The organism is Caulobacter sp. ErkDOM-E (genome assembly GCF_048541895.1).
GTDB lineage: Bacteria > Pseudomonadota > Alphaproteobacteria > Caulobacterales > Caulobacteraceae > Caulobacter.
Genome location: NZ_CP183331.1, coordinates 3320810 through 3342121, shown reverse-complemented (window position 1 = coordinate 3342121; position 21312 = coordinate 3320810). Strand labels below are relative to the sequence as shown.

General features: G+C 67.5%; 17 protein-coding genes and 2 pseudogenes. 11 read left to right on the top strand and 8 right to left on the bottom strand.

Annotated elements, in window-relative coordinates:
* Positions 1–11: 11 nt before the first annotated feature.
* The 3 genes from ACN2C7_RS16385 to ACN2C7_RS16375 all read right to left on the bottom strand — a co-directional run bounded on the left by ACN2C7_RS16385 (position 12) and on the right by ACN2C7_RS16375 (position 2975).
* Positions 12–1163: an alpha/beta fold hydrolase gene (locus ACN2C7_RS16385; protein WP_419318303.1), complete on the bottom strand. Its 1152-nt coding sequence runs from the start codon at positions 1161–1163 to the stop codon at positions 12–14.
* Between the two features lie 203 nt (positions 1164–1366).
* Entirely contained in the window at positions 1367–2266 is a 900-nt protein-coding gene (locus ACN2C7_RS16380; protein ID WP_419318301.1) for an EamA family transporter, read from the bottom strand.
* Between the two features lie 103 nt (positions 2267–2369).
* Positions 2370–2975: a TetR/AcrR family transcriptional regulator gene (locus ACN2C7_RS16375; RefSeq protein ID WP_419318299.1), complete on the bottom strand. Its 606-nt coding sequence runs from the start codon at positions 2973–2975 to the stop codon at positions 2370–2372.
* A 91-nt stretch (positions 2976–3066) separates the two neighbouring features.
* Here ACN2C7_RS16375 and ACN2C7_RS16370 point away from each other — a divergent pair, with 91 nt between their 5' ends.
* Positions 3067–4452 (top strand): carotenoid oxygenase family protein, encoded by a 1386-nt coding sequence (locus ACN2C7_RS16370; RefSeq protein WP_419318298.1) that lies wholly within the window; start codon positions 3067–3069, stop codon positions 4450–4452.
* Positions 4453–4495: 43 nt separating this feature from the next.
* Here ACN2C7_RS16370 and ACN2C7_RS16365 read toward each other — a convergent pair.
* Positions 4496–4578: pseudogene (locus ACN2C7_RS16365) on the bottom strand (hypothetical protein); the annotation flags it as partial.
* 75 nt (positions 4579–4653) lie between these two features.
* Between ACN2C7_RS16365 and ACN2C7_RS16360 the strand changes: the two are divergent.
* Entirely contained in the window at positions 4654–5709 is a 1056-nt protein-coding gene (locus ACN2C7_RS16360; protein ID WP_419318296.1) for a DUF2855 family protein, read from the top strand.
* Positions 5710–5886: 177 nt separating this feature from the next.
* On the opposite strand, the gene ACN2C7_RS16355 is transcribed toward ACN2C7_RS16360, so the two are convergent.
* Positions 5887–6774, bottom strand: coding sequence for an alpha/beta hydrolase family protein (locus ACN2C7_RS16355; RefSeq protein WP_419318294.1), 888 nt, complete (start codon positions 6772–6774; stop codon positions 5887–5889).
* Positions 6775–7117: 343 nt separating this feature from the next.
* Here ACN2C7_RS16355 and ACN2C7_RS16350 point away from each other — a divergent pair, with 343 nt between their 5' ends.
* Complete coding sequence (locus ACN2C7_RS16350) at positions 7118–7402, top strand: GIY-YIG nuclease family protein (protein WP_419318292.1); 285 nt, start codon at positions 7118–7120, stop codon at positions 7400–7402.
* A 226-nt stretch (positions 7403–7628) separates the two neighbouring features.
* Here the strand turns inward: ACN2C7_RS16350 and secA are convergent, their stop codons facing one another.
* The gene (gene secA, locus ACN2C7_RS16345; RefSeq protein WP_419318290.1) at positions 7629–10478 is read right to left on the bottom strand and encodes a preprotein translocase subunit SecA; all 2850 of its coding nucleotides are present in this window, start codon (positions 10476–10478) and stop codon (positions 7629–7631) included.
* A gap of 303 nt (positions 10479–10781) precedes the next feature.
* Here secA and ACN2C7_RS16340 point away from each other — a divergent pair, with 303 nt between their 5' ends.
* The 5 genes and pseudogenes from ACN2C7_RS16340 (at position 10782) to ACN2C7_RS16320 (ending at position 14514) form a co-directional block, all read left to right on the top strand.
* The gene (locus tag ACN2C7_RS16340) at positions 10782–11759 is read left to right on the top strand and encodes a peptidylprolyl isomerase (RefSeq protein ID WP_419318288.1); all 978 of its coding nucleotides are present in this window, start codon (positions 10782–10784) and stop codon (positions 11757–11759) included.
* A gap of 13 nt (positions 11760–11772) precedes the next feature.
* Entirely contained in the window at positions 11773–13191 is a 1419-nt protein-coding gene (gene argJ / locus ACN2C7_RS16335; protein ID WP_419318286.1) for a bifunctional glutamate N-acetyltransferase/amino-acid acetyltransferase ArgJ, read from the top strand.
* Between the two features lie 2 nt (positions 13192–13193).
* Positions 13194–13664 (top strand): hypothetical protein, encoded by a 471-nt coding sequence (locus ACN2C7_RS16330; protein WP_419318284.1) that lies wholly within the window; start codon positions 13194–13196, stop codon positions 13662–13664.
* A 46-nt stretch (positions 13665–13710) separates the two neighbouring features.
* Positions 13711–13842, top strand: a pseudogene (locus ACN2C7_RS16325) (hypothetical protein); the annotation flags it as partial.
* A gap of 111 nt (positions 13843–13953) precedes the next feature.
* On the top strand, positions 13954–14514 hold the full coding sequence (locus ACN2C7_RS16320) for a hypothetical protein (RefSeq protein ID WP_419318282.1): 561 nt from the start codon (positions 13954–13956) through the stop codon (positions 14512–14514).
* Between the two features lie 153 nt (positions 14515–14667).
* Here ACN2C7_RS16320 and ACN2C7_RS16315 read toward each other — a convergent pair whose 3' ends face one another.
* A complete protein-coding gene (locus tag ACN2C7_RS16315; protein WP_419318280.1) occupies positions 14668–14979 on the bottom strand; it encodes a cupin in 312 nt (103 codons plus the stop codon).
* 112 nt (positions 14980–15091) lie between these two features.
* On the opposite strand from ACN2C7_RS16315, the gene ACN2C7_RS16310 reads away from it, so the two are divergent.
* The 3 genes from ACN2C7_RS16310 (at position 15092) to ACN2C7_RS16300 (ending at position 18955) form a co-directional block, all read left to right on the top strand.
* Positions 15092–15553, top strand: a complete 462-nt coding sequence (locus tag ACN2C7_RS16310) for an Lrp/AsnC family transcriptional regulator (RefSeq protein ID WP_419318278.1) — start codon at positions 15092–15094, stop codon at positions 15551–15553.
* Between the two features lie 1090 nt (positions 15554–16643).
* Positions 16644–17390, top strand: coding sequence for an ABC transporter ATP-binding protein (locus tag ACN2C7_RS16305; protein WP_419318276.1), 747 nt, complete (start codon positions 16644–16646; stop codon positions 17388–17390).
* The gene (locus ACN2C7_RS16300) at positions 17387–18955 is read left to right on the top strand and encodes a hypothetical protein (protein WP_419318274.1); all 1569 of its coding nucleotides are present in this window, start codon (positions 17387–17389) and stop codon (positions 18953–18955) included. Before ACN2C7_RS16305 ends, ACN2C7_RS16300 begins: the two co-directional genes overlap by 4 nt.
* Before the next feature lie 59 nt (positions 18956–19014).
* Here the strand turns inward: ACN2C7_RS16300 and ACN2C7_RS16295 are convergent, their stop codons facing one another.
* The gene (locus ACN2C7_RS16295) at positions 19015–21282 is read right to left on the bottom strand and encodes a PAS domain-containing protein (RefSeq protein WP_419318272.1); all 2268 of its coding nucleotides are present in this window, start codon (positions 21280–21282) and stop codon (positions 19015–19017) included.
* Between the last annotated feature and the right edge of the window lie 30 nt (positions 21283–21312).

Here is a 21312-nt window from a genome sequence, read left to right as displayed (position 1 = left end):
CGGTTTCAGGGTCAGGCCTGGCGGGCCCAGGCGCGCACGTCTTCGACGAACAGTTCAGGCTCTTCCATCGCCGCGAAGTGACCGCCGCGCGGCATCTCGGTCCAGCGCTGGATGTTGTAGGCCCGGTCGCACCAGGAGCGCGGCGGGGCCTGATACAGCACCTCGCCGGGGAAGTTGGCGAAGGCGGTGGGCGTCTCGCATCGGGTCCCGGCCGGCAGGGTGACGCCGCCTTCCTCCATGACGCCGCGATAGTACCAGGCGGCCGTCGTGAAGCTGCCGGTCATCACATAGAGCATGATGTTGGTCAGCAGCTTGTCGGGGCTGAACACCGTCTCGAAGGGCTTGCCGGAAAGATCGGCCCAGTCGTGGAAGCGCTCCAGGATCCAGGCGGCCTGGCCGACGGGATTATTGGCCCCCATCCAGGCCAGGGACTGGGGCTTGGAGACCTGCAGGCGCAGATAGGCGCCCATCATGTCCATGGCGAAGGCTGTGCGCTGGATCCAGGCGACCTCGGCCTCGCCCTGAGGCGCGCCGTGCGGGCGAAAGCCGATCATGTTCAGGTGGATGGCCTTGACGTGCGCCGCGTGGTCCAGCCCCAGCCATGAGGTCACCAGCCCGCCCCAGTCGCCGCCCTGGGCCAGGTAGCGCTCATAGCCCAGTTCCTGGGTCATCAGGGTGTTGAACAGCCTTGCCGTGGCCCGCTGGCCGATCGGCGCCTTGGGTTTTCCGGAAAAGCCGAAGCCCGGCAGGGACGGGATCACCAGATCAAAGGCGTCGGCCGGATCGCCGCCGAACCGCGAGGGGAAGGCCAGGGGCTCGATGGCGTCCCAGAACTCGAAATGGCTGCCCGGCCAGCCGTGGGTCAGCAGCAGGGGCCGCTTGCCGCCCGCCTCGCCGACCACGTGGACGAAGTGGATGTCCAGGTCCTCGACCCGGGCGGTGAACTGCGGATAGCGATTGAGGGTCTTCTGCGCCCTGGCCACATCAAAGCCGTCGGCCCAATAGGCGGTCAGCCGCTTAAGGGTGTCGGCGTCGCAGCCATGGTTCCAGCCGCCGCCCGCGAAGGTCCCCTCGGGCGCGACGGGGAACTCATAGGCCCGGATCTGGTCGCGGACCTTGTCGATGGCCTGCGGGCTCCACTCGACCTTGAACGGCGTGGGCATGGCGGCTCCTCCCTATTTTGCGGAGAGGGTCAGGCGGGTGACGTGGGGGAGGTCAACCCCAACCTCCGCTCTCCCCGGCGAAAGCCGGGGCCCAGATTCAGCCAGAGCGTCTGGGGATGATGCGCCTTCCGACGGTGTGAAAACTCCCGCCTCTCTGGGTTCGATCTGGGCCCCGGCCATCGCCGGGGAGAGCGGAAGTGTTGCTAGGCCTTCGCCACCAAGAACCGCCCTCTGATCTTCGGCCACAGCATGTTCACCGCCAGGCCCGTCAGCACCAGGGCGGCGGCGCCAAGCTTCCAGGCGGGCAAGGCTTCCCCCAGCATCAGGGCCGAGGCGCCCATGCCAAACACCGGGATCATGAGGGCCATCGGGGAGATGGTGGCGGCCGGATAGCGGGCCAGAAGCCAGCCCCAGGCGGCATAGCCGAACATGGTGTTGCCCACCGCCTGCCACAGCACCGCCGCCCAGGTCAGGGCGTCGGCATTGCGCACGCCGGCGACCATGGCGCTCCAGCCTTCCAGCCACAGCGACATCATAAACAGCGGCGGGATCGAGAACAGGCTCGCCCAGACGACATAGCCCAGCATGTTCACGCTGCCGGCCTGGCGGGCGACGATATTGCCGCCCGACCAGCCGGCGGCGGCCAGCAGCACCAGCCCCACGCCCAGCGGCGTGGCCGAGCCGCCGCCGTGGGCGGCGATCAGCACGATGCCGCTGGCCGCCAGCAGCAGGGCGACGACCTGGAAGGGCTGCACCCGCTCGCCATTGATTTTCATGGCCATGCCGATGGTGAAGAACACCTGGGTCTGCACGACCAGCGAAGCCAGGCCCGGCGAGATATGGCCCTTCATGGCCAGGAACAGCATCCCGAACTGACCGGCCCCGATCAGCACGCCATAGGCGGCCAGGTTGCGCCACGGCACGTCGGGCCGCTTGACGAAGAAGGCCATGGGCAGCAGCACCAGGGTGAACCGCAGGGTGGCGAACAGCAGGGGCGGCAAGTGATCCAGCCCCACGCGGATGACCACGAAATTGGTGCCCCACACCGCCACCACGGCCAGGGCCAGCAACAGATGGCGCAGGGGCAGGGGCGCAGCGGTCATCGGCGGGTCCTTTTGGGCGGGCGTCCCGCCTTTGATCCCTGGCGTCCCGCCCTGCAACGGAAACATTGTCTCGGTGACAATCCGGAGGGCGGGCCGGGCGGGATCAGGGCTGCGGCAGCCCCAGTCCGCGCAGCAGGGTGGCAAACATCAGGCGCCGCAGGGCCTGGGGGTCGATCGTCGGGGCCAGCTTGCCGGTGATCTGCAGCATCAGCATGCCGTGCAGCACGGACCAGAACATGTGGCCGATCATCTCGGCGTCGCCCTCCAGCAGGCCGGCCTGGATCATGCCCTCGACGTGGACGGTCATGGTCCGCCGGGCCCGGGCCACAGCCGCCTGCAGGTCGGGATAGTCGGCCTCGGTCGGCTGGTTGAGGTCGAACATCAGCCGGTAGGCCTGGGGCTGGGCGAGGGCAAACTCGATATAGGCCATGCCGGCCTGGCGTGACTGTTCCATCGGGGCCGCCCCAGGCCCCACTCCGGCCTCGAGGGCCTCAGCGAAGCGGGTGAAGGCGGCGGCCCGCACGGCGGCGAGAATGGCGTCCTTGTCCTGGAAATAGCGATAGGGCGTCATCGGGCTGACCCCCATGGCGGTGGCCAGCTCGCGCATGGTCACGGCCTCGGGGCCACGTTCGGCGAACAGGGCCTCGGCGGCCACGCACAGGCGACGACGGAACTCTTCGATGTCTTCGGAAGACAGGACGCGGGGCACTGACGAATCCCAGTTGACGGACTGATTTTCTTACAACATAAATTTACAACGTAAACAATAAGCCATCACGACCACAGCCCGGAGACCGACCATGGACGGCGAGGTTCGCATCAACCCCTATCTGACCGGCAATTTCGCACCGGTGCGCAGCGAGGATGATTTTGAGCTGGTGGTGGAGGGCGTCCTGCCCCCCGGCCTGACGGGGACGCTGTACCGCAACGGGCCCAATCCGCAGTTCGAGCCGCGCGACGGCAACTATCACTGGTTCGTCGGCGACGGCATGCTGCACGCCTTCACCCTGAACGAGGGCAGGGTGCACTACCGCAACCGCTGGGTCCGCACGAACAAGTGGACGGTCGAGCACGCGGCCGGTCAGGCCCTGTTCGGCAGCTGGGGCAATCCGATGACCACCGATCCCTCGGTCATGGGCGGCGACAGCGGCGTGGCCAATACCAACATCGTCCAGCATGCCGGCCGGCTGCTGGCCCTGGAGGAGGCCCATGCGCCCTTCCAGCTGTCCGGACCCGCGCTGGATTCGATCGGGCCCTATGATCTGGGCGGCAAGGTCACCGCCCACCCCAAGACCTGCCCGATCACCGGCGAGATGGTGTTCTTCGCCTATGCCGATGATCCGATGCCGCTGTCGAACAAGGTCAGCTGGGGCGTGGCCGACGCCGGCGGGACCCTGCTGAAGCGCGAGACCTTCGAGGCCCCCTATTGCTCGATGATCCATGATTTCGCGGTCACCCGCGAGCATGTGGTCATTCCGGTCCTGCCCCTCACCGGCAGCCTGCAGCGGGCCATGGGCGGCCAGCCGGTCTTTGCCTGGGAGCCGGAAAAGGGCGGCCAGCTGGCCGTGCTGCGCCGCGACCAGGGCGTGGCCAGCCTGCGCTGGATCGAGGCCCCCAAGGGCTATGTCTTCCACGTGATGAACGCCTTCGATGAGGGCGAGACCATCATCGTCGATGTGATGCGCTACGCCTCGGCGCCGCTGTTCCCCAAGGCCGATGGCACGCGGGGCGAGAACGCGGCGGCCTATCTGGTGCGCTGGACGATCGACCTGACCAGCGGGTCGGTGACCGAAACGCAACTCGACGATCTGGCCGGCGAGTTCCCGCGCTTTGACGAGCGGCTGGCGGGCCTGCCCTATCGCCACGGCTGGTTTGTCGGTCAGAGCCTCAAGCCCGGCGACTTCCGCACCAACATCATCGCCCATATCGACCTGGAGACGGGCCGTCGCAGCGAATGGAGCGTGCCGGTCGGCGATGCGGTGTCCGAGGCGGTCTTCACCCCGGTCTCACCGACTGCGCCGGAGGGCGAGGGCTGGCTGACGGCGGTGGTCTATCGCGGCCAGCTGAACACCAGCGAGCTGGTCGTGCTGGACGCGATGAACGTCGCAGCGGGTCCGGTGGCGAGCGCCAGCCTGCCCCGGCGCGTGCCGTTCGGGTTCCATGGCAACTGGGTGAATGCAGCCTAGGCGCCGACCAAACCTTGTCATCCCGGAAGCCTCGCAGAGGCTATCCGGGACCCAGGGGCCGCCGCATCGCGGTTGCCCTGGGTCCCGGCTCTCCACTTCGTTGCGGCCGGGATGACAAGCCGTTTTGGATGTCGAACAATCGTTTGACGTCGGGGCTTCAGCTGCGCTTACCTCACCCCCAACAACCACGGGAGCGCCGCCATGGCCTGGGATTTTCTGGTCGCCAAGACCGACCTGAGACAGACACAATTCCAGCCCGCCACGCTGCCGGACCTGGCCGAGGGCGAGGTTCGCCTGGCCGTCGACAGCTTTGCCCTGACCGCCAACAACATCACCTATGCCGTATTCGGCGAGGCCATGCGCTACTGGGATTTCTTCCCGGCGGCGGAAGGTTTCGGCCGCGTGCCGGTCTGGGGTTTCGCGACGGTCGAGGCCTCCAGCCACCCCGACATCGCGGTCGGCCAGCGCTTCTACGGCTACTATCCGATGTCGACCCATCTGACGGTGCAGCCCCGCAAGACGCGCGGCGGCTTCGCCGACGCCGCGCCGCACCGCCAGCATCTGGCGGCGGTCTATAATCAGTACACGGCGGTTGACGCCGAGGACGCAACCGAGGCCCTGCGGTCCCTGCTGCAGCCGCTGTTCATCACCGGCTTCCTGATCGACGACTTCCTGGACGAGCACGCCATGTTCGGCGCCGGGTCGATCATCCTGTCCAGCGCCTCGTCCAAGACCGCCATCGGCCTGGCCTTCCTGCTCAAGCAGCGCGGCGGGGCCAAGGTGGTGGGCCTGACCTCGGCGCGCAATGTGGCCTTTGTCGAGGCCCTGGGCTTCTACGACCAGGTCGTGACCTATGACGACTTCCCCACGGCGCCGATTGCCACACCGGCGGTGTTCGTCGATTTCGCGGGCGACGCCGGCGTGCTGGGCGCGGTCCACCGCCGGTTCGGCGAGGACCTGGCCTATTCCTGCCTGGTCGGCGGCACGCACTGGGAAGCGCAGCGCGGCGCGGGCGATCTGCCTGGTCCCAAGCCGATCCTGTTCTTCGCCCCCGACCGCGTGAAAAAGCGCCAGGAAGACTGGGGTCCCGGCGGTTTCGAGAGCCGCTATGGCGCGGCCTGGAGCGCCTTCGTCGCCGATGCCGGGCGCTGGCTGAAGGTCGAGACCGGCCAGGGCCAGGACGCCATCGCGGCGACCTATCTGGCGGTGCTGGAAGGCCGCGCGGGGCCGGAGACCGGGTGTGTGGTGCGGCCCTAAATTCCAAAAAGTAGCACCGTCATTCCCGCCCTTGTGGCGGGAACCCCTGTTTCAGCGGACACGTGAAGCGCCAGCGAAGTGCGCGCGCACTTCGCCCCTCCCGCCCTTGCGGCGGCACGAGGGGTTCCCGCCACGAGGGCGGGAATGACGGTTGAAAAAGGGGAAGCTTGCGGAAGCTTATCTGCCCGCCATCGCGTCAATCACCCTCACGATCCGCGCCCACGCGGCTGACGTCGGATCGATCAGCTCAAAGTGCCCCGCGTCGGCGATCGTGATCTCTTCCACCCGGTCGCCCGCCGTCTTGGCCCTGGCCGCGAAGTCGACGCCGAACACCGGCGGCACGATCGGGTCCAGCGCGCCGGAGATCACCGCCAGCGGCGTCCTGATCGGCAGGAAGGCCGGCGGCGAGGTGTCGGCATAGCGGTCCGGCAGCGCGGCGCCGGCCGTCAGCTGGTCGATGGTGTCGGGCCCGCCGCAGGCGTCGGGGCCGGTGGCGCGATAGGCGGCCAGGTCGTTGATGCCGGCCAGGCTGATGGCGCCCCGGATCTTCAGGGGCTTGCCCACCCGCAGGGGGCTGGCCTTGGGCAGGCGATCGCGGCCCGCCGCCCAGGTGGTCAGGTGTCCGCCGGCCGAGTGACCGGCCACCACCACGCGCTTCAGGTCCAGGTGATGCTGCGGCGCGAGGTCGCGCAGCTTGTCCAGGCCGTTGGCCACATCGACGAAGGTGCCCGGATAGCCGCCGCCCGGCTCGCCCAGCCGGCGATAGGCCAGGTTCCAGACCGCATAGCCGCGTCCCTGCAGGTCCTTGGCCATATAGGCCATCAGCTCGACGCTGGGATACTTGGCCTGCCAGCAGCCGCCATGGATCAGCACCACCACCGGATGCTTGCCGGGCCCCTGCGGCAGCCACAGGTCGCCGAACTGCTCGGGCTCGGGGCCATAGGGGATGTGGGCGGTGGGCTGGGCGCGCGGCATGTCCAGCAACTGCCGGAAGGTCTTGGGCGCGGCGGCGGCGGGACCGGCCGCGATCAGGATGAGGGCGGCGGCGAGGCTGGCGAGGCGCATGGAGGGTCTTTCGTCGACGTGAGGCGTCAGTTGGCTTGTGGCGGCGGGGGGCGTCAACAGGGCGCGTCAACGGGTCAGGTGGCGCGTGGCTGGGCCGTGATGCTGGTCGTTGCGGCCTGGGTGGTGGGGCGGAAGAGCAAGAAGTCGTGACCTATAAACTCCGCTCTCCCCGGCGAAAGCCGGGGCCCAGATCGAACCCACGATCACGTCCGCACGGGCAAGACTTTTGGCGGATCAGCCCCAAATGTACCGGATGAATCTGGGCCCCGGCTTTCGCCGGGGAGAGCGGATATTTTATAACCTTAGATTGAAATTGATCAGAAAATCTCTGTAAGGTTACGCCATGATGTTCCACGTCTACATCATGGCCAGCCGCCGCAACGGTACACTCTACACGGGCTACACCGACGACCTCGGCCGTCGCGTCTCAGAGCATCAGTCGCGTGAACGCGGCTTCACTGGGCGATATGGCTGCACAATGCTGGTCTGGTATGAAGCCCATGAGACACGGGAAGGCGCTTGGCGGCGTGAGCGCCAGATCAAGGAGTGGCGGCGGGTCTGGAAGCTGCAACTGATCGAGGCTGATAACCCGGATTGGCGGGATTTGGCGTTGGAATTTCTGGGGTAGGGCCACCTACACTCCGCTCTCCCCGGCGAAAGCCGGGGCCCAGATTCATCCGGGGCGTTTGGGGCTGACGCGCCCAAGGCATGGCAAGTACATTCACGCTCAGGGTTCGATCTGGGCCCCGGCTTTCGCCGGGGAGAGCGGGTTTTAGGGGGGGGCAAGGCTAAAACGCCCGCCCCGGTTCCCCAGGGCGGGCGCTTCAGATCTCAAACTCAAAGCCCGGAAGCCGCTAGACCAGCGACCCGTGGCACTGCTTGAACTTCTTGCCCGAACCGCAGGGGCAGGCGCCGTTGCGGCTGGTGTTCTGCCAGCCTTCCGGCAGCACCGAGACCGGCAGGGCCTCGCGCTGCTGGGGCGACAGGCCCTCGGGCAGGGCGCCGGCAACGGCGATGTTCTCGCCGGTCAGCGGGTCCATGTGGACCTCGATCAGGTTTTCCGGGCTGTGCAGGGGCTCGGGCTCGGCATAGGCGATCTCGACCGTCATCAGCCAGCGGGTGGTGTTGGTGCGCAGGTCGCCCAGCAGCTTTTCGAACAGGCTGAAGGCTTCGGTCTTGTACTCGTTGAGCGGATCGCGCTGGCCGTAGCCGCGCAGGCCGATGACGTTGCGCAGGTGGTCCAGGTGCATCAGGTGCTCGCGCCACTGCAGATCGATCATCTGCAGCAGGAAGCTCTTTTCGACCGAACGCATCTGCTCGGGGGTGATGATCTCTTCGCGCTGGGCGGCGTAGGCGTCGGCGGCCTTGGTCAGACGCTCGCGCATCTCCTCGTCGGCGATGCCTTCTTCGGCGGCCCATTCGGCGATCGGCAGGTCCAGGCCGAGGATAGACTTCACCCGTTCGGTCAGGCCCTCGACGTCCCACTGCTCGGCATAGGCCTTGGGCGGCAGGTGGCGCAAAACGAGGTCGTCGACCACGTCGCGACGCATCTCGTGGATGATGTCGGAAAGGTCGGTCGACTCCATGAACTCCTGGCGCTGCTCGAACACGGCCTTGCGCTGGTCGTTGACGACGTCGTCGTACTTCAGGAGGTTCTTGCGGATCTCGTAGTTGCGCTGCTCGACGCGCTTCTGGGCGGTGGCGATGGCGTTGTTGAGCCACTTGTGGGTGATCGCCTCGCCTTCCTGGACGCCGAAGGTGCGCATGATCGCGTCCAGACGCTCGCCGGCGAAGATGCGCAGCAGGTCGTCCTCGCACGAGAGGAAGAACTTGGAGCGGCCCGGGTCGCCCTGACGGCCGGTGCGGCCGCGCAGCTGGTTGTCGATGCGGCGGCTTTCGTGGCGCTCGGTGCCCAGCACGAACAGGCCGCCGGCGGCCAAGGCCTTGGCCTTGGACTCGGCGATGTCGGCCTCGATCTCGGCGCGCATGGCCAGTTCGTCGGCGGGCAGCGGCGTGATGCCCAGGCCCTTCTGCTGCTGGCGCCAGCTGGCCAGACGCATGTCGAGGTTGCCGCCCAGCTGAATGTCGGTGCCGCGGCCGGCCATGTTGGTGGCGATGGTCACCGCGCCGGGGGCCCCGGCGTCGGCGACGATGCCGGCTTCCTGCTCGTGGAAGCGGGCGTTCAGCACCTGGTGGGGAATGCCCTTGCCGGTCTGGTAGACGATGTCGAAGGCGTCATCGCCGATCTTGGCCAGTTCCTTCTCGTCCTTGCCGGCGTGCTCGGCTTTCGGAGCCCGCGACATCTCGACCTTGTAGGCATAGGTCGACAGGAGCTTGGACAACTCCTCTGACTTCTCGATCGACACGGTGCCGACCAGGATCGGCTGGCCGCGCGCATGGCAGTCGGCGATCTGAATCAGGATCGAGTCGTTCTTCTCGCGCTCGGTGCGATAGACCTCGTCGTCGTCGTCGATGCGCATCACCGGACGGTTGGTCGGGATTTCGCTGACGGCCATCTTGTAGATGTCGTCGAATTCCTGGGCCTCGGTCGAGGCCGTGCCGGTCATGCCCGACAGCTTGGTATAGAGGCGGAAATAGTTCTGGATGGTCACCGAGGCCAGGGTCTGGTTCTCGGGCTGGATGTCGGCGCCTTCCTTGGCCTCGATGGCCTGGTGCAGGCCTTCCGACAGGCGGCGGCCGGTCATCATGCGACCGGTGAACTCGTCGATCAGGATCACCTCGTCGCCCTTGACGATGTAATCCTTGTCGCGCGTGTAGAGCACGTTGGCGCGCAGAGCCTGGTTCACATGGTGGACCAGCGAGATGTTGGCGGCGTCGTACAGACCGGCGGTGTCCTCGGCCAGGTGGCCGCCTGACATCAGGACTTCTTCGATGCGCTCCTGGCCGTCCTCGGTGAGGATGACCTGCTTCTGCTTCTCGTCGTGATCGTAGTTGGTCTTGTCCTTGATGAGCTCCTTCACCAGGACGTCGACGGTCTTGTACAGGCTGCTGCGATCTTCGGTCGGGCCCGAGATGATCAGCGGCGTGCGGGCTTCGTCGATCAGGATCGAGTCGACCTCGTCGACGATCACGAAGTGGTGGCCGCGCTGGACCATTTCCTCGACGCTGTAGACGAGGTTGTCGCGCAGATAGTCGAAGCCGAATTCGTTGTTGGTGCCGTAGGTGATGTCGCTGCGATAGGCGCGCTGACGGTCACCCTGGCTGAGGCCGTTGACGATCACGCCATAGCTCAGGCCCAGGAAGTTGTAGATCTGGCCCATCCACTCGGCGTCGCGCTTGGCCAGGTAGTCGTTGACGGTAATGACGTGAACGCCCTTGCCGGCCAGGGCATTGAGATAGGTGGGCAGGGTGGCGACCAGGGTCTTGCCTTCACCCGTGCGCATTTCCGAGATGCCGCCGAAGTGTAGCACCATGCCACCGACCAGCTGGACGTCGAAGTGGCGCATGCCCAGCGCCCGCTTGGAGGCCTCGCGCACCACGGCGAAGGCTTCGTGCAGGATGTCGTCGAGGGTTTCGCCCTTCTCGAGGCGCGCCTTGAACTCGTCGGTCTTGGCCTTCAGAGCCTCGTCGGAGAGCGCGGCGAGGTGCGGCTCAAAGGCGTTGATCTTCGCCACACGGGCGGTCAGCGTCTTGACCTTGCGGTCGTTGGAAGAGCCGAAGAGCTTTTTGGCGAAGCCGAGCATGAAGTCGAAATTCCGATGAAGTGTTAGGCGCTGTGGGCGTTGGGGACCGCGCAAGGTCATTATCAAGCACGACTTTTCCGGCCCTTACGGCGCGCGCGAGACTTAAGCAGCGACCCTGCCAGTGTCAACGCGAGGCCCCCTTATAGAGCAGGGTAAAGACGAAGGTTTCCGGCCTTTACCGCGTTTGGTTGTCCCGTCGGCTCGCTTTCGCGAAAAGCGGTCGGCGGGATGCGCCGGAGTTGCATTCCCCTGCGGCCGAAACCACGCTAGAGCCCGTCGCTAAGGTGTTTCGGAGATCCGTCCTTGATCAAGTTCCGCCACAGCCGCGTTTGGGCCGCTCTCGCCGTTACGGTCATTCTGGCCGCCTGCGGTCAGGACAAGAGCGCCGAAAAGCCGCCGGAGCCGGGCGACACCGCCGTGGCCCGCGTCAACGGGCACAATGTCTGGGCCTCCGACGTCAAGCGCGAGGCCGTCGCCCAGGGCCTGATCAGCGAGGGCGAGCCGCTGGACATCTCCAGCGACGTATTCCGCCAGCGCCTCGACGAGGTGGTCGACCAGAAGCTGCTGGCCGCCGAGGCCCTCAAGCGCAAGCTGGACAAGGATCCCGTGGCCCAGCGCCGCCTGGCCGCCGCCCGTGAGCGCATCCTGGGCGACATGCTGGTCGAGAGCGTGGTCGAAAAGGCCGTCAATGAAGACGCCATCCGCCGCCTCTATGCCGAGCAGCAGAAGCTGTCCAAGCGTTCGGAAGAGATCCGCGCCCGCCAGATCCTGGTCGCGACCCAGGCCGAGGCCGACAGCATCAAGAAGCTTCTGGCCACCGGCGCCTCGTTCGACGCCCTGGCCATGGAGCGCTCGACCGATCAGGCCACGCGCTTCAATGGCGGCGACCTGGGCTATTTCACCGTCGATGTGATGCCCGAGGCCTATGCCGCCCCCCTGAAGGCCGCGCAGAAGGGCCAGCTGGTCGGACCGTTCGCCACCGAAGGCGGCTGGGCGATCCTGCGCGTCGAGGACAAGCGCATGGAAGAGCCGATCACGCTCGAGGCGGCCCGTCCGCAGATCGTGCGCTTCCTGACCTATGATCAGGTCCGCGACCTGCTGGAAAAGCTGCGCGGCGGCGCCAAGGTCGACATGCTGGCCAGCAAGACCCAGGACGTGCCCGGCGCGCCCGAGGAGCCGGCGTCGGCCCCGCCGGTGGAGCTGCAAGGCTCGGCCCCGGCCTCCGCGCCTCCTGCGCCTCCCGCGGCTTCGCCTGCGCCTGCGCCCGCGAAGAAGAACTAGTCGAGACGACCCGATGCCCTCCAAGACCGACAAGACGCTCGCCAAGCCCGAAGCCGACGCCGCCACGCCGGGCGCCGTCGAGCGCGTGGGCCAGAGCCTGGAACGCGCCCTGGATCCCCTGGCCTCGGCCCTGAAGCGGGCCACGCGCCGTCGCGACGACAAGCCCGCCAAGGCGGCGGCCGCGCCGGGCAAGCCTGGTCTGGCGATCTCGCCCCTGGCCGTGCCGTTCCCGCTTATCCCGCCGATCGCCGGCGTCGAGATCGCCACCGGCCGCGCGGGCTTCTACAAGCACGAGCGCGAGGACATGCTGCTGATGCGCTTTGCCGAGGGCACCAGCGCGGCGGGCGTGTTCACTCGTCATGGCGTCGGCTCGGCCCCGGTCGACTGGTGCAAGCGACAGCTGGCCGCCACCGGCGGCGCCGATGTGCGGGCCCTGGTGGTCAATGCCGGCTGCGCCAATAGCTTCACGGGCAAGCCGGGCGCCGACGCGGTGCGCCGGGTGGCCACGGCTGTGGGCAAGCGCTTCGACTGCCGCCAGCGCGACGTGATGATGGCCTCGACCGGCGTGATCGGGGTGATCCTCGACGACGCCAAGATCACCGCCCGCCTGGCCGAGGTCGAGACCCGCCTGACGGCCGACGCCTGGTCGCAGGCCGCCCAGGCGATCATGACCACCGACACCTTCCCGAAAGGCGCGTTCGCCACCGCCCTGATCGACGGGCACGAAGTCAGGATCGCCGGCATCACCAAGGGCTCGGGCATGATCGCGCCCGACATGGCGACCATGCTGGCCTTCGTCGCCACCGACGCGGCCATCGCGCCGGCGGCCCTGCAGACCCTGGTCAGCCTCTATACCCGCACCACCTTCAACAGCGTGACGGTGGACGGCGACCGCTCGACCAATGACACCCTGCTGCTGTTCGCCACCGGCCAGTCGACCGCGCCCAAGATCCACCGCGCCGGCGACCGCCGCCTGGCCGACTTCCGTGAAAAGCTCGACGCCCTGCTGCTGGATCTGGCCCAGCAACTGGTGCGCGACGGCGAGGGCGCGACCAAGTTCGTCCGCGTCACCGTCAACGGGGCCGAAAGCCCGGCCAGCGCCCGCAAGATCGCCCGCACCATCGCCGAGAGCCCGCTGGTCAAGACCGCCTTCGCTGGCGAGGACGCCAACTGGGGCCGCATCGCCATGGCCATCGGCCGGGCCGACGAGCCGGTGGCCCGCGAGCGCATCAGCATCAAGTTCGGCGACCTCTATGCGGCCCGCGACGGCCTGGTCTCGCCCGAATATGACGAGGCGGCGATGAGCGCCTACGTCAAGAAGCCCGAGTTCGAGGTCACGGTCGATGTGGGCGTCGGCAAGGGCTCGGCCACGGTCTGGACCTGCGACCTGACCAAACAGTATGTGGCGATCAACGGCGATTACCGGTCCTGACGATGGCCAGCGAGCCCTATCCCATCGACCTGGACGCCGTCGCTTCGGCCTGCCGCGAAGCCGGCTACCTTGTCAGCGAGATCGACAACGGCCTGGAGGTCTCCGGCGCTGACGACGACGGGGCCTTCTATCTGTTCCCCGAGAACGACTGGCTGCAGGTCCGCTGCCAGGTGCTGGATCCGCAGGATCTGGACCAGGCCCGCGACCTGACCGCCCTGTTCGAGACCATCGCCCGCGCGCAGTTTCGCCTGATCGGCTGCCGCTTCGGCTTCGACGTCCTGACCGGCCTGTGGCTGATCGAGGATTGCTATCCGGGCTTCGAGCCTGATGGCGTGCCGGCCGTTCTGGAGCAGCTGGCCTTCGTCTGGGGCGCCTTGCAGGCCGTGCTCGACGCCGCCCTGAAGGGCGAGGTGCCCAATGACGACGCACTGGACTCGGCGTTTGAGCTGGAAGCGGTTTCGCCGCCGAACTAGGGCGGACCGACATTCAGGATCGCGACGGCGGCCGACCTCCTAAACTCCGTCATTCCCGCCCTTGTGGCGGGAACCCCTCTGCCCGCCGCAGGTGCGGGAGGGGCGGACCGCTGGCGGTCCGCTTGCGTTTCACCTGCCAGCTGAACCAGGGGTTCCCGCCACAAGGGCGGGAATGACGGTGAATAGAGGATAATGGTAGGCTGAATGTCGATAGGGCCTAGGCGGAACCTGTTGCCAAGCTTGCCGTTCCTAACCCGCGTTCCGTCTTTCGGGCGCTTGAGGATTTGACATGCGTGGATCTGGCTTTCGATACGGGATGTTCGCGGTCGTCGCGGCGCTGACTCTGGGCGGCGTCGCCCAAGCCCAGGACAAGGACAAGGCGCAGGTCGGACGCGGCGACGACAAGGCCAAGGAAGAAGCCGTCGCTCCGGGTCGCTGGGACGGCGCCCGCAAGTCGGTCCTGGAGATCGGCTCACAGCCTGGCCGCGATGTCGGCATGATGCGGCGCGAGACGCCGCCGATCCTCGAGGAGGCCCTGGCCGATCCCTACACGCTCAAGGGCCTGAAGACCTGCGTGCAGCTGGCCGGCGAGGTCCGCAAACTCAACGAAGCCCTGGGTCCCGACTACATCGTCGGCAACGAGGTCAAGGAAAGCCGCGCCGGCAAGCTGGCCGCGGCCGGCGGCAAGACGGTGATCAACTCGATCATCCCGTTCCGCGGTCTGGTCCGCGAGATCACCGGCGCCGCCCCGGCCGAACGCCGCCTCGACGCGGCCCTGGACGCGGGCCTGGCGCGGCGCGGGTTCCTGCGCGGCGTGCACTACAAGCAGCGGTGCAAGACGACGTTCTGAGGGGGCGGGGCGTGGCGAACGGCGGCTGTGGGTGGGAAACAGACTTTCCGCAAACTGGCTGGTACGTCGCTTTAGCGCTCTAAACCGGCAATAGCGGGGTTGATCACCAATGCCCGCAAGCACACTGTTCCTCACAGTTCACCGAAAACGTGCTCACAAGCTGTCGGCGCGCTCGATTACGAGGACCCGAGCCTCACCCACTGGTTCAGCCTTGTGTTCGTCACCCTCGCCAGCGTGAAAAATGTCTCCTTTGTTTAGCCGGACGCAGGACTCGCCGTCCGCCGTACGAACGTGCATGTCGACACACCCGTCCAACACGACGAACACTTCTGGACCATCGTTGACGTGCCAGATGTAGGGCTCGTCGGTCCAGTGCAGACGGACAGTCGCATCTGCCAATCGCTCGATGTCGATCGCGCCCCAAGCGCGTTCGGCTACGTATTTGTCGGGGCGAAATACTTGCATCGCTTGCTCCTCTGTGGCGGTCACATCGTTATCGACCTGGAGACTGTCAGCGGCTATATTGCGATCCGACCAAAGCGTGTGCGAAGTGACGTTTTTCAGGAGTCCGATACCAGTGGACGCCGACCTTGACGCCACCGACCGCAAACTGCTCCTCCTTCTGCAAGAGAACGCCCGGCGTTCGGTCGCGACCCTCGGGCGCGAGGTGAACTTGTCCCGCACAGCGGTCCAAGCGCGGCTTGCGCGTTTGGAGCGGGACGGCGTCGTCGCCGGATACACTGCGATCATACGTGCACCCCCGGTGCACGGCGTTTCAGCGCTTGTCTCGCTTCGGTTCGGCATCCGGCCATGCAACCTGGTGCTGGATCGGATCAGGTCGTGGCCCGAAATCCTGGACGGTTACTCCACCGCCGGCCCAATCGATGCTGTGCTCGTCGTTCGGGTGCTGTCCGCTAGTGCACTGTCGAGTTTAACCGATCGCCTGAGCGCGGTGTCGGGCGTAGAGGCGGTCGAGACCACGCTTATAATGGACCGCTTCAAAGATCGGCTGAGCGGAAACCGGGCCTGCGACCCTTGACGACTGAAGCGGATTTAAACGTCGCTGCTTGCGTCCGATCTGGAGAGATTTGGCCGTTGGGCGAACAAGCAGATCTCAGCTCCGACGCGGTCGCAGACTAACGTCCATTGAGATGTCCGCTAAGGGGTCGGGTGCGTGGACCGAAGGTCCGATAAGGGTCGAAAGCGGCCTTTGGCTCATTGCCGACAAGCGGACGCCCTGCGTCCCGCTCATCCTTAAATCTCCTGGACAGACCGGCGATCATCTCGCCGTGAGATTTAAGGATGGCTCCCTGCGGCGTGACGGTGGGCGGGGGCGCCTCTCTAATAAATCACCGTCATTCCCGCCCTTGTGGCGGGAACCCCTCGTTCCGTTCGCACGTGAAGCGCCAGCGAAGTGCGCGCGCACTTCGCCCCTCCCGCACCTGCGGCGGGTAGAGGGGTTCCCGCCACAAGGGCGGGAATGACGGGAGTTATGGGCATTGGCCGCACTGTAACCCCGTTTTTACCAGAGCAGACCTGAGCGAAATCAACGGCTTGTAAAAAACTTGATCGCGCCCATCAGACGCGTCGAAACCGCCCGCATAATCAATCTCACCTGACAGCACGGGAAGGGCGCACGTACGGCGACCGTTGCGGCTGTCAGGGGTGATCGAGCGGGAGTGAGGGCGGGTGACGTAAACCCGCCCATCGGGGGCTAGCCAAGGCCTCCGCCCGTCCGAAGGTTCGCTCCGGGTTCCTGCGGAATCGGCGTGGCTGCAGCCCAAGGCTGGGTCCGTCGCGAGGAGGGCAAAGCCCGGGTGGGGCAAAAGGCTGAACAGGCCTGCGCACCCCGGCCAGAGGGATAACGATCACGCGGAGCGTCTGTCTTCGTCGAAACGGTATTCACTACACTCTCATCCGGGCGAGGCCCGGACGCTCCGCAGCCCTTCCCACCAACTCGGCGGTTCCCGCGCGAGGTCGCTGACACTTGCCCCCTCCTGACCGCTTCGCGGTCATCTTCCCCCTCCGGGGGAAGACGGCTGCGCAGCAGCCCGTAGGGGGCCCGTGCGGCGCTTGCCACCTGTCCCCCAATCACGTTCTGATGCCGGCGTGACTTGGGGACCCCTGCCTTGACCGAAGCCTTGATCGTGCGGGGTCTGAACAAGACCTTCGCCAAGCCCGCCGTGGCCAATCTGGACCTGACGGTCCATGCTGGCGAGCTCTACGCCCTGCTGGGTCCCAATGGCGCGGGCAAGACCACCACCCTGCGGATGGTGGCGGGCCTGACCCAGCCCGACAGCGGCCAGATCAGCATCTATGGCGTCGACGCCCGCAGCGACCCGGCCGGAGCCAAGGCCCTGGTCGCCTGGGCGCCCGACGAGGCGATGATCTATGACCGCCTGACGCCGCTGGAATATCTGGAGTTCGTGGCCGGTCTCTGGAACGTCGATCCCAAGCTGGCCAAGACCCGGGCCGAGCAATTGCTGGCCCAGCTGGGTCTGGCCGACGAGGCCCGCCGCCGCTGCGAGGGCTTTTCGCGCGGCATGAAGCAGAAGGTCGCCCTGGCGGGGGCCCTGATCCATGACCCCCGCCTGCTGATCCTCGACGAGCCCCTGACCGGCCTGGACGCCGCCGCCGCGCGGCTGGTGAAAGACATGCTGCGGGCCCGGGTCGACGCCGGCGCCACGGTGATCCTGACCACCCATATTCTGGAAGTGGCCGAACGGATGGCCGACCGCATCGGCATCATCGCCGGCGGCAGGCTGCTGGCCGAGGGGCGGCTGGACGAGCTGCGCGCCCAGGCCGGCGGCGCGGGCGGCAGCTCCACCCTGGAGGACGTCTTCCTGCAGCTGACCGCCGAAAGCGCCGCCGCGTGAGCCTGCTCAAACCCGCCAGCACGGCCTGGCTGCTGGCCCACGAGATGCGTCTGGCCTGGCGAGGGTTTCGCGCCGGCCAATCTGGCAAGGGCGGCAAGTCGGGCAAGGGGGCCGGCGCCCTGATCGGCCTGGCGATCCTGCTGGCCTTCGCCTCTGTCGGCGGCGTGTTTCTGGCCCTGGCCGTGCATGGCCACGAGGCGCCGATCCATCCGCTGGCCGTGCTGATCGCCGACCTGCTGTGCGCGGTGCTGCTGACCCTGATGCTGTCCCAGACCCTGAGCGCCTCGGCCGAGGCGCTGTACGAGCGGGGCGATCTGGACCTTTTGTTCTCCTCGCCGATCGCGCCGCGCAAGGTGCTGCTGGTGCGCTCGCTGGGCATCGCCACCGGGGTGGCGACGATCTTCATGGCGTTCGCGGCCCCGATCCTGCTGCCGTCGATCCTGTATGGCCATCCCGGCTGGCTGGGCGTGTTCGGGGTGCTGATCGCCCTGGCCCTGACCGCCACGGCGTTGGGGCTGATCCTGGCCATGGCGCTGTTTGCCCTGATCGGTCCGCGCCGCACCCGCACGGTGGCCCAGGTGCTGGCGGCCCTGGTCGGCGCGGCCTTCTTCCTGGCCAGCCAGTATCGCAACCTGATGGGCGAGGCGGCCAGCGAGACCCTCTATGCCACGATCGTCCGCGAGGCGATGGATGGCCGCCTGACCCCGCCGCCCTGGGCCAGCCTGCCGCTGCGCGCCATGATCGGCGAGCCCCTGCCGCTGGCGGGGATGCTGGCCCTCGGCGTCGGCCTGTTCTGGCTGGCGACCAACGCCTTGGGCCGGCGGTTCTCCGACGCCGCTGCGGCCGCCCAGGGCGCGGCCTCCAAGCGGCCGCGCGGCCGGGTCAAACCCGCCGGAGCCTTCGCGGCCGGGGCCTTCAAGGCGACGGTGCGCAAGGAGCTGCGGCTGATCGGCCGCGACGCCACCCTGCTGTCGCAGGTGCTTTTGCGGGTGCTGTATCTGATCCCGCTGGCCCTGGTGCTGGCCCGCTCGGCCGCCAAGGTCGACGCCGTCGCCCTGGCCGGCGGGGCCGGGATCGTGGCCTTCATGGCCGGGCAGGTGGCCGGCAGTCTGGCCTGGATCACCCTGTCGGCCGAGGACACCCCCGACCTGCTGGCCGTGTCGCCGACCTCCATGGCCACCCTGCGCCGCGCCAAGCTGGTGGCGGCCCTGATCCCGGTGGCCGTGCTGCTGGTGGGACCGATCGCGGCCCTGACCTGGTTCCAGCCCCTGACCGGCCTGATCACCGCCGTCGGCGCCGGCCTGGCCGCCTGGGCCTGCGGCCTGATCAATCTGTGGCACCAGAAGCCCGGCAAGCGCGCCGACTTCCGCCGTCGGCGCGGGGCGTCGTGGCTGGCTACCCTGGCCGAGATCCTGATCGGCGCCCAGATCGCCGGGGCGACCACCCTGACCGTGATGGGCCTGGCCGGCTGGGCCGCGCCGCTGGTGATCATCGCCCTGACCGTGCTGATGGTGATGCGGCGGACCGACGAGCAGATCGGCCGGGCGTTGAGGGCGGCGGGTTAGGCTTTGGCTATCTCTTCCATCCGCTCTTGCCGGTCAACGCCGGGGAGAGCGGTAGTTTTCTAAGCGTCCAGCAGCGCCCGAATGTGGCAGACCACGCCGGCGGGTTCGAACCGGATCGCGGCCTCGCCCGACAGTTCGGCGGCCAGGCCGCGTTCGATCAGACGCGAGCCGAAGCCGCGCCGGGTGGGCGGGCTGACGGGCGGGCCGTCGCTCTCGGTCCAGGTCAGGTCCAGCCGCTCGGCCATCCCCGGGGCCAGAGCCCAGCGGATGTGGACGCGGCCGCCCGGAACCGACAGCGCGCCGTACTTCACCGCATTGGTGGCCAGCTCGTGCAGGGCCATCGACAGCGACAGGGCCGTGCGCGGCGCCAGCCGGATCGCCGGGCCGGCCAGCTCGAACCGCGCCGAACCGCCATGCAGCACCGCCAGGCGCGCGGCGATGTCATGCAGCTCCGCGCCTTCCCAGTTCTCGCGGGTCAGCAGGTCGTGGGCCTCGGCCAGGGCGAGGATGCGGCTGGTGAAGGCCTCCTGGGCCTCGGCCAGGGGGCGCGAGGCGTTGAAGCTCTGGGCCGCTATGGCCTGGATGGTGGCCAGCGAGTTCTTGACCCGGTGGTTCAGCTCGTTGACCAGCAGGCGCAGGTGCAGTTCGGCCCGCTTGCGGTCAGTGATGTCGACCGTCGCGCCCAGCAGCCGGGTCGCCTTGCCTTCGGGCGAGAAGAAGGCCTGGCCCTTGGCGGTGATCCAGCGCTCATGGCCATCGTCGCGGCCGACGGTGCGAAACTCGAGGGCGTAGTCGGCGCGAAGGCGCGGATCCAGGGCGCGGGCGATGGCGGCGCGGGTCGGCTCCTGGTCATCGGGATGCAGGCACTCGTAGAAGGTGTCGACGGTGACCGGCTCTCCCGGCGCCACGCCGAACATCGCATAGCAGCGGTCCGACCAGGTCAGCAGGCCCGAGGCGACATCCAGTTCCCAGATTCCCAGGTCGGCGGCGTCGACGGCCAGGCGCAGGGTCTCTTCCTGTAGCAGCAGGTGGGCCTCGGTTTCCTTGCGTTCGGTGACGTCGGAAACCACGCCCACGAAGCGGATGCATTGGCCATGCTCGAAATAGGCCCGGCCGGAGATCTCGATCCAGCGCAGCGCCCCGTCGCAGGCGCGATGAATCCGGTATTCCTGATTGATCTTGCCGTCGCCGGCGGGATCCAGGGTGGCTCTGAGCGTGGCGCGCAGGGCGGGCAGATCGTCCGGATGGACCAGCTTTTCAAAGGTCTCGGCGGTGTTTTCGACATCGTCGCTGAGGCCGAAGATTTCGCGCGCCCGCTTGTCCCAGAACCGCGCGCCGATCGATGGATTGTGATCCCAGCGACCCATGCGGGCGGCTTGCACCGCCAGGTCCAGGTCGGCCCGCGCCGCCAGCAGGTTGGCCTCGGCCGCCTTGCGCTCGGTGATGTCCACGACCACGCCCGTATTGCGCGAAGGGGTCCCGTCGGCGTTGAGATAGGCGCTGCCTCGGGCATAGACCCAGCGGGTCGAGCCGTCGGGCATGACTAGCCGATATTCATCCGAAAAGTCGCCGCCCCTTTCTATCGCCGCCAGGCTGACCTTCCTGATGCGCTCGCGATCATCGGGGTGCACGGCCGGGGTGAAGCTCTCGACCGGCAGACCGGCCTCGACCAGCTCCGGCGTCAGCGAGTGCAGGGCGGCGTAGCCGGCGTCGGCATAGACCTTGTTGGCCTTGACGTCCCAGTCCCAAGCGCCGATGCCGCCGGCCGCCTCGATGGCCAGGCGATAGCGCCGCTCGGTTTCGCGCAGGGTGCGTTCGGTCTCGACGGCTTCGGTGAGTTCGACGGCCGTGATCAGCACTCCGCCGACGCCGCTCGCGGCGCTGGCGTCGGGCACGGGACTGTAGCTGATGGTGAAATGGCCGATCCGGGGACCGGCGTCGCCGTCGCGTCTGACGCTCAGGGGCATTTTCTCGAGCGCGTAGCCGCCGCTGGTTCCGTCCAGGATCGTGTCATGCATCGTCCGCAGGCTGGCCTGAAACGCCTCGGAGTGCTCGCTGAACAGCATGCCCAGGGCCGCCGGGTGCTTCTCGTGCAGGGCCGGGGCATAGGCGTCGTTATAGATCAGGCACAGCTGCGGACCCCAGCGCAGGGCCATGGGAAAGTTGGTGGCCAGGATCATGTCGACGGCCAGGCGCAGGCTGGGCGACCAGGTCTCCATCGCGCCGATCGGCGTGGTCGACCAGTCGAAGGCGCGCACGCGTCCAGCCATCTCGCCGCCGGCGATCCTCGTCAGCGTCGGTCCGGCGCGCGGCTGTGTTTCCGCCATCGCAGCTGTTTCCTCCCACCGGTGCGCGAC